The 11,885-nt window shown below is 66.0% G+C and carries 11 protein-coding genes and 1 other RNA gene; 7 read left to right on the forward strand and 5 right to left on the reverse strand.

What is annotated here, in order from left to right; all coding sequences use genetic code 11:
* Positions 1 to 1,370: 1,370 nt before the first annotated feature.
* The 3 genes from ffs (at position 1,371) to recR (ending at position 5,252) form a co-directional block, all read left to right on the forward strand.
* Positions 1,371 to 1,466, forward strand: an RNA gene (ffs, locus tag GD627_RS00005) — signal recognition particle sRNA small type.
* Positions 1,467 to 1,543: 77 nt separating this feature from the next.
* On the forward strand, positions 1,544 to 4,555 hold the full coding sequence (locus tag GD627_RS00010; protein WP_152270852.1) for a DNA polymerase III subunit gamma and tau: 3,012 nt from the start codon (positions 1,544 to 1,546) through the stop codon (positions 4,553 to 4,555).
* A gap of 100 nt (positions 4,556 to 4,655) precedes the next feature.
* Positions 4,656 to 5,252, forward strand: coding sequence for a recombination mediator RecR (gene recR, locus GD627_RS00015; protein WP_146359247.1), 597 nt, complete (start codon positions 4,656 to 4,658; stop codon positions 5,250 to 5,252).
* Positions 5,253 to 5,280: 28 nt separating this feature from the next.
* On the opposite strand, the gene GD627_RS00020 is transcribed toward recR, so the two are convergent.
* Together GD627_RS00020 and GD627_RS00025 are read right to left on the reverse strand one after the other, a co-directional pair.
* Positions 5,281 to 6,345, reverse strand: a complete 1,065-nt coding sequence (locus tag GD627_RS00020) for an ABC transporter permease (protein WP_152270853.1) — start codon at positions 6,343 to 6,345, stop codon at positions 5,281 to 5,283.
* Entirely contained in the window at positions 6,342 to 7,292 is a 951-nt protein-coding gene (locus GD627_RS00025) for an ABC transporter ATP-binding protein (protein WP_152270854.1), read from the reverse strand. Before GD627_RS00025 ends, GD627_RS00020 begins: the two co-directional genes overlap by 4 nt.
* Positions 7,293 to 7,515: 223 nt before the next feature.
* Between GD627_RS00025 and GD627_RS00030 the strand changes: the two genes are divergently transcribed.
* Positions 7,516 to 8,802 (forward strand): aspartate kinase, encoded by a 1,287-nt coding sequence (locus GD627_RS00030; protein ID WP_152270855.1) that lies wholly within the window; start codon positions 7,516 to 7,518, stop codon positions 8,800 to 8,802.
* 9 nt (positions 8,803 to 8,811) lie between these two features.
* On the opposite strand, the gene GD627_RS00035 is transcribed toward GD627_RS00030, so the two are convergent.
* Entirely contained in the window at positions 8,812 to 9,027 is a 216-nt protein-coding gene (locus GD627_RS00035) for a hypothetical protein (protein WP_152270856.1), read from the reverse strand.
* Between the two features lie 120 nt (positions 9,028 to 9,147).
* Between GD627_RS00035 and GD627_RS00040 the strand changes: the two genes are divergently transcribed.
* Together GD627_RS00040 and GD627_RS00045 are read left to right on the forward strand one after the other, a co-directional pair.
* On the forward strand, positions 9,148 to 10,113 hold the full coding sequence (locus GD627_RS00040) for a 3-methyladenine DNA glycosylase (RefSeq protein ID WP_152270857.1): 966 nt from the start codon (positions 9,148 to 9,150) through the stop codon (positions 10,111 to 10,113).
* A gap of 44 nt (positions 10,114 to 10,157) precedes the next feature.
* Positions 10,158 to 10,679 carry a hypothetical protein gene (locus GD627_RS00045; protein ID WP_194265910.1) on the forward strand — a complete coding sequence of 174 codons (522 nt, stop codon included), beginning with the start codon at positions 10,158 to 10,160 and terminating at the stop codon, positions 10,677 to 10,679.
* Here GD627_RS00045 and GD627_RS00050 read toward each other — a convergent pair.
* Positions 10,641 to 10,910 carry a hypothetical protein gene (locus tag GD627_RS00050; protein WP_152270859.1) on the reverse strand — a complete coding sequence of 90 codons (270 nt, stop codon included), beginning with the start codon at positions 10,908 to 10,910 and terminating at the stop codon, positions 10,641 to 10,643. The genes GD627_RS00045 and GD627_RS00050 overlap by 39 nt on opposite strands.
* Positions 10,903 to 11,409 carry a DUF4442 domain-containing protein gene (locus tag GD627_RS00055; protein WP_246165209.1) on the reverse strand — a complete coding sequence of 169 codons (507 nt, stop codon included), beginning with the start codon at positions 11,407 to 11,409 and terminating at the stop codon, positions 10,903 to 10,905. The genes GD627_RS00050 and GD627_RS00055 overlap by 8 nt, the downstream gene beginning before the upstream one ends.
* Before the next feature lie 141 nt (positions 11,410 to 11,550).
* Between GD627_RS00055 and GD627_RS00060 the strand changes: the two genes are divergently transcribed.
* Complete coding sequence (locus GD627_RS00060) at positions 11,551 to 11,778, forward strand: hypothetical protein (protein WP_152270860.1); 228 nt, start codon at positions 11,551 to 11,553, stop codon at positions 11,776 to 11,778.
* The last annotated feature ends 107 nt before the right edge of the window (positions 11,779 to 11,885 follow it).

Consider the following 11,885-nt stretch of genomic DNA (forward strand, 5'->3'; position numbering starts at 1 on the left):
CTAAATTCGAAACCGGCTAAAAAAACCGTCCCATACCCACGGGGTGGGCGGAAACGGCCTGTTCAACCAATCAAAATAAATTGGTATCAATAAACTTGGCACACTATTGAGTTCTCAAACAACAGACGCAATCCGAAAATACTCGGGAAAACAATGTTTTCCTTTTCTTCTTCGCTGCAATGTTTTATATCTTATTCCATTCCGGCGTTATTTGCAATTCGCGGTTTCCGTGATCCGGACCACCGTGAAAAGCGTTTCCGCCGTTCCGGCCCAGCAAAATCCGGGAGTCTTTCCGCCGGCCCCGCGAAGGGCGCGCACCGGTTGGACTCAGGTTTTTTGGTGGGTTTGGCCGCCATGCTCGGGCGCTTTTCCAGCGTCCCGGCCGCGGCGACTTAGAAGACTTTACACAGGTTTGCCCGCCGCTGCAACTCGGATTCGGGGTGACGCCGGACACCCGTTTCCGCCTCTGTTCCACTGCCTGCTTCCTGCCCTCTTCCCGCCCCTGCCGGCCAGAATCACGTCTGCATCGCGCCAGGATTGTGCCTGCATCCGTCCTGTTCCGAGCCGGATTCCGCCCGCTGCTCTCATCAAGCCGGCATCAGGTCTTCTTCCCTCCCCTGCGGCCTGGACGCACCTGCCTTGTCGGCGGTCACAGTGACCTGCGGATGAAGCTGGAGGAGAGAGGCCGGGCAATCCGTGCACAGACCGGTCAACGCGCTCCAGGGATGGCGCCAGCGGCAAGGACCTCGTGGCCACCCCAGCGCGGGGTCCGGCCGCTCCCGATGAGGACCTCTATGCATCCGGCGGCTCCCGGATGAGCACCTCTACAAGGAGGACCTCTATAAAGGAGGCGCCAGAGGCGCCAAGCCCAGTGTCGTCGGGGACTGTATATAGAGGGCGAGGTTAGCCGTAGCGCCGCCGTCCGGGGGTCTCGCTGCCGGGGATGCTGTATTCGGGCAGCCTGTGATGGGAGTGCTTGTGTTTGGGGCTGCCTGTTGTCGGGGTGCCTATCGTTGGGGTGCCTATCGTTGGGGTGCCTATCGTTGGGGTGCCTATCGTTGGGGTGCCTATCGTTGGGGTGCCTATCGTTGGGGTGCCTATCGTTGGGGTGCCTATCGTTGGGGTGCCTATATAGGGAGGAAATCATCGGCTTCCTTTCACCACGCCCACAGCGAGAGGCACTGCCTCGGGAACCGCCGTCGGTCTGCGCAGCATAGATAGGACGGCGCTGCACCCGCTCTCCGTCACCAGGCTCGCTTCTCCGGCGGTTGTCCAGTTTGGCCTCCCGCCGGGTTCGAGGCTCCCCTTCCCCTGGAAACTGGCCGGAATCCGCTACGAGTCAGTGCCCGGAATTTTCGGGTAGACTGGTTCCCGGCCCCTCATGTGGTGTCATCCTGTGAACTCCCCCAGGACCGGAAGGTAGCAAGGGTAAGCGGGCTCTGGCAGGTGCATGGGGGGTCTTTAATTTTTTGTGGAAGTGGTGTTTCCGCCGTGCCGGCCGCCGGAGGAAAAACCGTCAGTGCCAACCGATAGGCTTCTATCTGTGAGTACAGCCCTTTACCGCCGCTACCGTCCCGAGAGTTTCGCAGACGTGATCGGCCAGGAGCACGTCACGGAGCCGCTGATGGCGGCCCTGCAAAAGAACCGCGTGAACCACGCGTACCTCTTCTCCGGCCCCCGCGGCTGCGGCAAAACCACCTCTGCGCGCATCCTGGCCCGCTGCCTGAACTGCGCTGAAGGTCCCACCCCGGTTCCCTGCGGCAAGTGCGACAGCTGCGTCGAACTTGCGCGCGACGGTTCCGGAAGCCTCGATGTGATCGAGATTGACGCGGCCAGCCACGGTGGCGTCGACGACGCCCGTGATCTCCGGGAGCGTGCCACCTTTGCACCGGTCCGGGACCGCTACAAGATCTTCATCATCGACGAGGCCCACATGGTCACGTCTGCCGGCTTCAACGCCCTCCTGAAGATCGTGGAAGAGCCGCCGGAACACATCAAGTTCATCTTCGCCACCACGGAACCGGACAAGGTCATTGGCACCATCCGGTCCCGGACCCACCACTATCCCTTCCGGCTGGTTCCCCCGGAGCCGCTGCTGGCGTATCTGGAGAAGCTTTGCGCCCAGGAAAACGTCGCGGTGGCACCCGGCGTACTTTCGCTGGTGATCCGTGCCGGAGGCGGTTCCGTGCGGGACACCCTTTCCGTCCTTGACCAGCTGATGGCCGGCGCGGGACCGGACGGCCTGGATTATGAACTAGCCGTGTCGCTGCTGGGCTACACCCCCGTGTCCCTGCTCGACGACGTCGTCGACGCCGTGGCCGCCGCAGATGCGGCCACCGTGTTCCGCGCCGTGGACCGGGTTATCCAGACCGGCCAGGATCCGCGCCGGTTTGTTGAAGACCTGCTGGAGCGTTTCCGTGACCTGATCATCGTCAACGCCATGCCGGACAGTGCAGCCTCCGTGCTCCGCGGCATGCCCGAAGACCAGATCAGCCGCATGCAGACACAGGCCGCACAACTGGGCGGCAGTGAACTTTCCCGCGCTGCAGATATCACCAACACGGCGCTCACCGAGATGACGGGCGCCACGTCGCCCCGGCTGCACCTTGAACTGCTCTGCGCCCGCATCCTGCTCCCGGCCGCGGATCAGGCCGAGCGCGGAACGGCTGCCCGGGTGGACCGCCTGGAGCGCCGCCTCAGCTATGCAGGTGATCCCACCGAGGCGATGGGCCGTGCCGCCGCTGCCGCATCCCCGGTGAACACCATTCCCGCAGCCGCGCCCACAGCATCGCAGGCGGGCTCGGCACCTGCTGTCGACGAAGCCCCGTCAGCACCCCGGGGTATCGACGTCGCAGCCACTCCTTCCCCCGACGCAGCACCGGCAACGGACAGTCCCGTTCCCGCAGCCGCCCGTGAGGACAGCAAGCCGGCGGGCAGTTCCCTGGACTGGGGCGGCACCTGGTCCACTCCTGCCCAGACACCTGCACCGGCTGCACCCTCCGAACCGGGCTCAATCGGTTCCCGTCCCGCCGCCAGCCGCCCTGCCGAGGCTGCATCCGCAGGGGCGCCGGCCGCCAATACGGCGGCAGCCTCTGCCGCCTCAGCGTCCCGTCCGGCCGCATCGCCGCAGGGTCCGAATCAGCAGCAGCAGGCGCCCGCACAGCAGGCGCCTTCGCAGCAGCCCCCCGCCCAGCAGAGGCCGGCGGCCTCCGGTGCGCAGGGTGCCGCCGCCGGACAGGGTGCCGCCGCCGGAACCGGGCAGATCGAGATGATCCGCCGGGCCTGGCCGGAAATCATGGATGCCCTAACCGGCATCCGACGTGCCACCTGGCTGAACGTCAGCAAGAACTCCAGCCCGCGCGCCTTCGACGGCAAGGTCCTTGAACTTGCCTTCACCAATCCCGGCGCTGCCACCAACTTCAACCGCCCAGACCACTTGGAGAACCTGCGCAAGGCGATCCATCAGGTCCTGGCGCTGGACTGCCAGATCAATCCGATCCATGACAGCTCGGCGTCAGCGGGTGAGTCGGGCCCAAAAGCTGGTAGCCGGCGACCGCCGGCATCCGCACCGGCCGCCAAGCCGCCGGTAACTCAGGCTCCGGCTGCCCCAGGACAGCCGGCCGAGGTTCCGACAGCCCGGGAAACGCCTGCCCAGGCTCCGGCTGCCCAGCCAGCAGCCGCCCCGCAGGCACAGACGGCACCTGCACCGGCTGCAGCGCCAGGCGCTGCCCCGGCTGAACCAGTGCGCCCCGCTCGGCCCGTTCCCGCCGCGCACGTGCCCGGACCGCAAGCAACTGCCCCGGTGAATGCCGCCACCGCTGCCCTCCGGCGGCGCGCCAGCAACCCGGGCGCCGGCAACCCGGGCGGCGCCCCGGGCGGGGGTACGAAAAACGCCGGTCGGCCCGCCGGACGGCCTGCAGGGCGTCCTGAGGGAAACCGATCATCGGATGAGCCCTGGCCGGACGAGCCCAGCGACCCGTTCAACGATGCGCCGGAAAGCAATGCCTGGGAAACCGCCGAGGCTCCTGCGGATGTGTACTCCGGCGGCCACCTCTCGGATTCCGAGTGGGCCAGCACCGACTGGGCCGGCACCGGATCCATCTCCCGGCCGGTTGCTTCGGCGGCGGATACCCGCTCCGGCGGTGCAGCTGCCTCGAAGCCGCCGGAAGCAGCAGCCGGGGCCCCGGGGGCGGAATGGTCGACGTCGGCCCCGCCCAGCGGAGGTACCGCCGGGACCGGCAGCAAAACCACGCCCCGAAGCGGGCAGGGTGCATCGGCTCCGGTGCGGACTGCCGCTCCCCCGGCGTCGGCTGCTACCGGCGGCGGTACACCGAACCAGCCGCTGAGCCGTTACCAGAAACTGCTCAACGAAGCTGCCCAGCGCGGCGGCAGTGCCGCCGTCCGGGGGAGCCGGCCGGTAGACTCGCCCTACGTTGAAGACGTTCCCAGCGCAGATGACATCACGCTGGAAGACTCCGGCCTGGTCGGGCGTAAGGCGATCGAACGAATACTGGGCGGGCGCCTGATCGAGGAACGCAGCCTGGACGGACGCTGACCGCCGCGGGCCCCGCCCGGAGTACCGGCAGCAGCGGGAAAGCCGCAGCCGTCTAGCCACCATCAGCCAAAACGCAGTCCAACCCAGCAGAGAAGGTTACGTGTACGAAGGTGCCGTTCAGGAACTCATCGATGAACTAGGCCGTCTTCCCGGCGTCGGACCCAAGTCCGCCCAGCGCATCGCGTTCCACATCCTTGAGTCGGATCCCGATGACATGAAGAAACTGGCCACGGCCATCGTCACGGTCAAGGAGCGGGTCAAGTTCTGCACCGTATGCGGCAACGTCACGGAGCAGGAAACCTGCAGTATCTGCCGCGACCCGCGGCGGGATCCCACCATGATCTGCGTGGTGGAAGAATCCAAGGACGTGATTGCCGTGGAGCGCACGCGGTCCTTCCGCGGCCGTTACCACGTGCTCGGCGGGGCCATCAATCCCATCGCCGGCATCGGCCCGGACCAGCTGCGCATCCGCGAGCTGCTGAGCCGGCTGTCGGATGAACAGATCTCCGAAATCATCATCGCAACGGACCCGAACCTCGAGGGCGAAGCCACGGCCACCTACCTGGTGCGGATGCTCAAGACCCTGGGAATCAAGGTCACCCGGCTGGCCTCCGGCCTGCCCGTGGGCGGAGACCTCGAATACGCGGACGAGATCACCCTCGGCCGTGCCTTCGAGGGCCGCCGAAGCATGTCCTAACCGGAACCGCGGAGGCCGGCCCGGAACCCTAGGCGATCCGGGTTCCGGCGGTGAGGCTGCGGACCGGCGTCCGGAGCCTACGCCGGCCCAGTAGCACCAGCAGCGCTGCGAGCGCCCCCTGCAGCCCGAGCCCCAAGGGCCAGATAGGCGGCACATCGAGCTCGCCGGTGTTTCCTGCCTCGCCGTTGAGGCACGGCATGGTGTGCTCGGGTCCGGCCTGGGCCTGCCGCACCAGGGTGCTGATCCCTTCCATGACGCCCGTAGTGCTGAACCCGTTTTCGTCCCGCACCGGTGCGGTGGGAATCGAATCCGCCACCACCACGAAAGGGTTCGCGGCAAGGATCCAGGCGATCCGCTCCGTGCGGGCAACGGAAACATCGGTGAGTGGACCCGAACAGCTGTACTCCTCCACGCCGTTGCTGCCATAGGAATAGCTGGTCGAGCTGCTGGCCTTGACGGTCTCTATGGTGAGGAAGCTGCTCAGCCCAAACGTAATCAGTGTGCCCAGCCCCAGCAGCGCCACCAGCATGTAGGTCACCACAATGGAGAACAGCGGACGGGCCGCCAACGCGGACATTCCCACGCCCACGGCACAGACAATCCCCAGCTCGACGCCGAGCATCACCACCGCCACCACCGCCGAAAGCGGCTCGACTCCCCCAAGGGCCAGGGCCCACAGCAGGAAGGGAAGGCTGGCCACCAGGAACCCCATGGACGCCACCCAGGATGCCAGCCACTTACCGGCCAGGATCTGCCCGGGGCGCAGCAGCGTGATCTGCAGGATGGCCAGGGTTCCGGCGGCACGGTCCCCGTTGACCGCATTGGCCGAGAGTGCCGGCGCCAACAGCAGGCCGAAGAACAGAATGAACCCCACCATCAGCTCATAGAGCACCGGCCCCTGCGGCCCCATGGCAGCGGAGGAGCTCAGGGCAGTGAGCGCAGCCACCAGCCCGATCACTACAAACCAGACAACGAGCAGCACATACCAGCCGCGGGAACGCAGCCGCTGTTTGATCTCCAGGGCGAAAACCGTCCGCACGCCGGTCCAGTATCCAAGCGTCCGTGCCTCGGGGGAAAGCGCCTGTGTACTCATCGGCGATCAGCGTCCAAACTCATGTAGGTCTCTTCGAGGGCGCCGCCGGCGGGGGCGAACGCGGTGACGGCGACGTCGGCCTGCACAAGGGAGCGCAGCAGCTGTGCTGCGGCGGTTTCCCCGGCCAGCCGGACCTGCACCTCGGGCCGGTCCGCGCCGCCCCGCTGCCGGTAGGGGATGCGCAACTCATCGACCTGCCGCAGCAGGGACCCGGTGTTCAGGGACCGGATGGAGTACCAGCGCTCCTGCGCACCGGCGTCGGCCAGCGACTGGGTCTTGACGGTTTCACCGCGGGCAACGAACACCGCGCCGTCCACCATTTCATCCAGTTCCGAGAGCACGTGCGAGGAGACCACCACGGTCTTCCCTTCGTCCGCGAGCCGGCGGAGCAGCGCCCGAAGGTCCACCCGTGATCCGGGATCAAGGCCCGACGCCGGTTCATCCAGCAGCAGGACCGACGGGTCATGGATCAGCGCCCGGGCCAGGCTGAGCCGCTGCTGCTGGCCGCGGGAGAACACCCGGGCCGGCTTGTCCGCGAAATCGGTGAGATGCACGGTTTCCAGCAGCCCGGCAGCCCGCACTCCGGCCACGGACCGCTCTATGCCGTACAGGCCGGCCACCGTGACCAGGATTTCCCGTGCGGTCAGGGATCCCCAGGTGCCCAGTGTGTCCGGCATCCAGCCGATACCCGCCCGCACCTCAAGCGGATTTGCCACCGGATCGTACCCGTTGATCCGCACCGAACCGGCGTCCGGGGCCAGCAGGGACGCGAGGATCAGCAGCAAAGTGGTCTTGCCGGAGCCATTGGGCCCAATCAACGCGGTGACCTCACCGGCGGGCGCCGTGAAGTCCATCCTGCGGACGGCTTCGACACTTCCGAAGCTACGCCTGATGCCCGCTGCGACCACGCCGGTGCCGGCGCTGTGGTCCCCCGCACTGTTGTCCATGGGGCCACCATAGGAACAGCGGCTCCCCCGGCGCCGCAGACTCGCCGGAAAAGCAGATTAAGCACCGATGTCCTCGACATTTCGGGAGTTCCCGGCGGCGGCGATAGACTTTCGGAACGGGGTCCTGCGGATATTACCGCCAACTTTCCCGGGGACACCGTTTCTGCCGCGCCGAGGATGCCGGACCCATTACAGTCACAACTAGATTCGAGAAAGCGTACGCATGAGCCTGATAGTGCAGAAGTTCGGCGGGTCCTCCGTGGCCGACGCCGAAGGTATCAAGCGCGTCGCCAAACGCGTGGTTGACACCCATGCCGCCGGAAACGAAGTAGTAGTTGTCGTCTCTGCCATGGGAGACAGCACAGATGAACTGCTGGACCTCGCCGGCCAGATCACCACGCTGGGCAATGCCCGCGAAATGGACATGCTCCTCAGCGCCGGAGAGCGCATTTCGATGGCACTGCTGGCCATGGCCATCAACGAACTCGGCGGGTCAGCGCAGTCCTTCACCGGCAGCCAGGCCGGCATGATCACCGACGCCTTCCACGGCAAGGCCCGGATCATTGACGTTTCCCCGCACCGCATCAAAACCGCCATCGAGCGGGGCGACATTGCCATCGTTGCGGGTTTCCAGGGCGTCAGCCAGGACAGCCATGACATCACCACCTTGGGCCGGGGCGGTTCGGACACGACGGCGGTGGCCCTGGCCGCGGCACTGGATGCCGATGTCTGCGAGATCTACACCGACGTCGACGGCGTGTACACCGCCGATCCGCGGGTGGTGTCGAGCGCCCAGAAGATTGAGAAGATCTCCAGCGAGGAAATGCTGGAACTGGCAGCCTCGGGCGCCAAGATCCTGCACCTGCGCTGTGTCGAGTACGCCCGCCGCTTCGGCGTTCCCCTGCACGTCCGCTCGTCCTTCAGCGCACATGAGGGAACCTGGGTGCTGCCCAGCCCCGATGACAAGATCAAGATTCAAGAGGGAGAACCCTTGGAACAGCCCATCATCTCCGGCGTCGCCCATGACCGCTCTGAAGCCAAGGTCACCGTGGTGGGCGTGCCCGACATCCCCGGCAAGGCCGCGGAGATTTTCGGCATTGTGGCCGGTGCCAATACGAACATCGACATGATCGTGCAGAACGTCTCCACCAAGGGATCCGGGCGGACGGACATCTCCTTCACCCTGCCCATCATTGACGGCAAGGAAGCGATTGACGCGCTCAACGCCGCCCAGGCCGTGGTGGGATTCGACACGATCCAGTACAACGAGCAGATCGGCAAGCTCTCCCTCATCGGGGCCGGCATGCGCTCGAACCCGGGCGTCTCGCACCGCTTCTTCGAAGCGCTGCACAACGCCGGGGTGAACATCGATATGATCTCCACCTCCGAGATCCGCATCTCCGTAGTCACCAGTGCCAAGCTGCTGGATACGGCCGTGCGCGCGGTCCACGCTGCCTTCGGACTCGACGGCGAAGACGCAGCCACGGTCTACGGCGGCACCGGCCGCTAAGCCCGGAGCCTACTCGGGCTTGCGCGAAACGATGTAACTGCTGCCGTCAGGCCGGGTGACGGTTTCCCACATCGCTTTTTCCTGTGCCTGCTGCGCCTTGAGCAGGGCCTGGTTCTCCTCCGTCATCGGATGATCCAGCGATCCCTGCTGCGCGGGTCCGAAGATCAGCCGCACCTTTCCCGTGGCCCGCATGAACCGGGTTACAAAGCTTTCCTTTTCAACCATGCTGCACCTTTCCAAGGCATCCGGTTCCTATGGTACTAACGAGCGGCCGCTGATTTCTCCGGAACGGATTCTCCTGCGCCGCCGGGTGCCGGCCGGGCGGCCGTCCGCGATAATGGAACCGTGATTGCTTCCGCCGCCCGCCCCGCCGTCCTGACCGAGGACCAGTGGCTTCCCCGCCAGGCGGCGCATGAAAACCGTGTCCGGCCCTTCACCGAAGGATTCCTCGCCCGACGCTCGGCCGGGCAGAAACACCCGGTGGAGGATTTCCTCTTTACCTACTACTCCCAGAAACCGGGGCAGCTGCTGCGCTGGCACCCGGGCGCCGGCGTCGTCCTCACCGGTGAGGCCGTCCGCGAGCGCGCAGCCTGGAAGTTCTACCGGACTCTGACGGATCCGGAATGGGAAGCCGCGGGAATCGGCCCCGGTACACCGGCGGTTGCCGTAGATGTGGACGGGTTCGCCGCGGTGCGCGGCGATGCCCTGGGATTCACCACCATGCTGCTTTCCCGCACGGCCGCCCGGAAGCCCGTGCTGGGCTGCTTCGGGATGCATGAGTGGGCCATGGCCTACAAATCGGAGGAGAACGGCATCCGGCACGACTACCTGCAGCTGCGGCTGGGGCCTCAGGGCACCGATGACCTGGTGGAGCGCAGCAAAATCCGTTGCACCCATTTCGACGCCTTCCGGTTCTACACCCCCGAAGCCGTTCCCCTGAACGAACTCACCCCGACCCGTGAGAACCAACGGGACCTGGAGCAGCCCGGGTGCCTGCATGCCAACATGGACCTGTACAAGTGGGCCTACAAACTGGTGCCGCTGCTTCCCAGCGAGGTGGTGATGGATGCCTTCGAACTTTCCTGGCGCATCCGGGAAATGGACATGCAGGCTTCCCCCTATGACCTGGCCGATTGGGGCTACACCCCGATTGCGGTGGAAACTCCCGCAGGACGGGCCCGGTACGCGGCCGCACAACGGGGCTTCGCCGAGGAATCCCAGCAGCTGCGGGCCCGCATCCTGGGCCTGCTGGCACCCTTCGGAGGACAGCTGCAGGAGGCCGCGGACCGCGCGGCTTCGGCCATGCCTTGACGGGGGAACTAGGCTGGGTGCCACCCACAGCTGGAGGTCTCACCGTGACACGCACCCGCCGTACCGTCTTCCCCCTGCTCCTGCTCTGCTCCGTGCTTGCCCTGGCGGCCTGCGGCACCGGTTCCGGTTCCGGCAGTGATCCCGATCCCTCTCCCTCGGTCACCGACTTCGGCTATATCGGCTCTTCACCCCCCGCAGGCCCCCCGTCCTCGGCGGCCCCGGCCGCGGCGCCCGTGTCCCTCACTGTTGGGTTCAAAGCGGACGGAACGGCGACGAGCAGCACCTGGACGCTGCTGTGCGACGGCGCCGAGCCGTTGGACGGATCAACTGTTCCAGACGCGGCCGCGGCCTGTGCCCTGCTTGCGGAACAAGGCGCGGCTGCCCTCGCCGAGCCGGCACCGGACCAGATGTGCACCCAGCAGATCCGCGGCATGCAGCGCGCCCACGTCACCGGCACGGTCAACGGAGAAGCGGTGGACACAACTTTTTCGCTGACGGACGGCTGCCAGATTTCCCGGTGGGAACGGCTAACCGCGCTGCTGGGTCCCGCCGACGGAGCCCTCTAGCTTCGGCCGCGCTTTTCCCCGCCGGTCCAGCAGCACCAACGTGCACACCGGCCCCAGCACGGGGAACATAAGACAGAAAATCAACAGTCCGAGCCGCTCGCCGGCGGTCACGACCCTCGACCGGGCCAGCCGAATCACTGCCCACACCAGCAGGAGCACCAGCACCGCGGCAATGCCCGAAACCAGGAAGGTATCCGCCGCCGGGACTAACGGGTTGGCACCGTCATTCATGGGTTGCCTCCAAAAGGTTGGGCTCCGGCAGGACGTTCGGGTCCCGCTTTTGCCGCACGTAGACCTGCTTGCGGACCCGCGCCACCACATCGCCGGTGCTGTCGACGACGTCGGCGGAAAACCATTCCAGCACCTTCGCCCCGCCCGAAGCCAGCGTGCGCAGGCGTTCGACGTCGGCCGGGTCCAGGGCAAACTCAACCCGGACCTCGCCCTTGCCCGGCTTCAGGAACTCCACCTCCGCCGCCCGGTCCCACACCACGTGGTCCCGTCCGAGGTGATGGAGCAGCAGCATCATCCAGAACGGATCCGTCATGGCGAACAGCGACCCGCCGAAATGCACGCCGGCCACGTTCTTGTTCCACCAGTAAGACCGCAACCGGACACAGGCGCCCCAATAGCCGGGGTCCAGACGCGTGATCCGGATGCCGGTAAAGGCAAAGGGCGGCCACACATTCATGAACCGGCGGACGGTGGCCGGTTTTGCTTGCAGGAGTCTCACGGGCCCACTGTAACCGGAATCACACCGGCCCTGCGGAAAGCGGCCCCTGCACAACGTGCGCCCGGCGGTGCCCTAGTATTGAGTAAGTATGCTTACTATTTCCGGGCAATCATGTTCCGGGATTCAACCCGAAAGCGAAGAATGTCAATCGAAGCAAGCCCCGAGGACCAATACCTCTGGGCACGCGGGCTCTTTGAGGACGCCGACTACATGCACTGCGGCGAAGCCATGCAGCCCAGGGACACCCGGCAGCGCTCGATCTTCGAACCCATCACGGTGGACTCCATGCCGCACGAACCTGCAGAAGTGCAGCTGGACATCACCGTGCTGCGCTGCGCCTGCGGGTTCCAGCTGGAGATCCCGGCCTAAGCGGGGACCCGTCCGCGTAACATACGTAACGCCGCTAGAATGAGTCGTGCAAGCTCGCGGAGCGCTGAATCAGCGTGAGACGGCAAGGTCCGCGGCCACCCATCTCG

It is taken from the genome of Arthrobacter yangruifuii (assembly GCF_009192775.1).
GTDB lineage: Bacteria > Actinomycetota > Actinomycetes > Actinomycetales > Micrococcaceae > Arthrobacter_B > Arthrobacter_B yangruifuii.

What these genes read in the sequence shown, in the direction of transcription:
- GD627_RS00025 (WP_152270854.1), bottom strand. Translation starts at nt 7,292, where the DNA reads ATGGACAACAGTGCGGGGGACCACAGCGCCGGCACCGGCGTGGTCGCA.
- GD627_RS00020 (WP_152270853.1), bottom strand. Translation starts at nt 6,345, where the DNA reads ATGAGTACACAGGCGCTTTCCCCCGAGGCACGGACGCTTGGATACTGG.
- GD627_RS00060 (WP_152270860.1), top strand. Translation starts at nt 11,551, where the DNA reads ATGTCAATCGAAGCAAGCCCCGAGGACCAATACCTCTGGGCACGCGGG.
- GD627_RS00050 (WP_152270859.1), bottom strand. Translation starts at nt 10,910, where the DNA reads ATGAATGACGGTGCCAACCCGTTAGTCCCGGCGGCGGATACCTTCCTG.
- GD627_RS00030 (WP_152270855.1), top strand. Translation starts at nt 7,516, where the DNA reads ATGAGCCTGATAGTGCAGAAGTTCGGCGGGTCCTCCGTGGCCGACGCC.
- GD627_RS00035 (WP_152270856.1), bottom strand. Translation starts at nt 9,027, where the DNA reads ATGGTTGAAAAGGAAAGCTTTGTAACCCGGTTCATGCGGGCCACGGGA.